At 39.4% G+C, this 543-nt stretch carries 1 pseudogene; it reads left to right on the forward strand.

Features of this window, described 5'->3' with window-relative positions:
- Window positions 1-118: 118 nt before the first annotated feature.
- Window positions 119-543 (forward strand): annotated as a pseudogene (locus GCE9029_RS25425) (ParA family protein); the annotation flags it as partial.

The following is a 543-nucleotide window of genomic DNA, read 5'->3' on the forward strand; positions in this document are numbered from 1 at the left end:
GCTTTGATGTAGTCAATTTATTGTAAAAATAATACCTAAGTGAGTGGACAGCTTTTTGATGTGAATGTACGATATAGCTGTACATTAATTCATTAGGTTACTTGGTTGGAACTTAGGTATGAAAAGAGAACAAACAATAGATAATCTCTACCAACTTGCAGAACAGACTCAGCAAGTACAAGCAGATCGCATCGAAATCGTCTTAGAAGAGCGAAGTGACGATCATTTTCCAGCAATGTCGAAAGCAATGATGGAAACTCGTTCTGGGTTTACTCGTCGTAAACTAGATGATGACAGCAGTAAGATGGAAGCAAATGGTCATCAATTTACTAAAAATAACGCGAACCAGTATTCTATTTCGTTGCAAGAAGCACATATGTTGATGGATGCAGCTGCGGTACCTAAATTTCATCAACGTAAGCAAAGTGCTAATAACAAGCCGTGGATTATCAACGTTCAAAACCAAAAGGGTGGTACGGGCAAATCGATGAGCGCTGTGCATTTAGCGGCTTGCCTGGCATTAAATTTGGACAAGCGTTATCG

Origin of the sequence: Grimontia celer (assembly GCF_900055185.1) — a bacterium.
Classification (GTDB): Bacteria; Pseudomonadota; Gammaproteobacteria; order Enterobacterales; family Vibrionaceae; genus Enterovibrio; species Enterovibrio celer.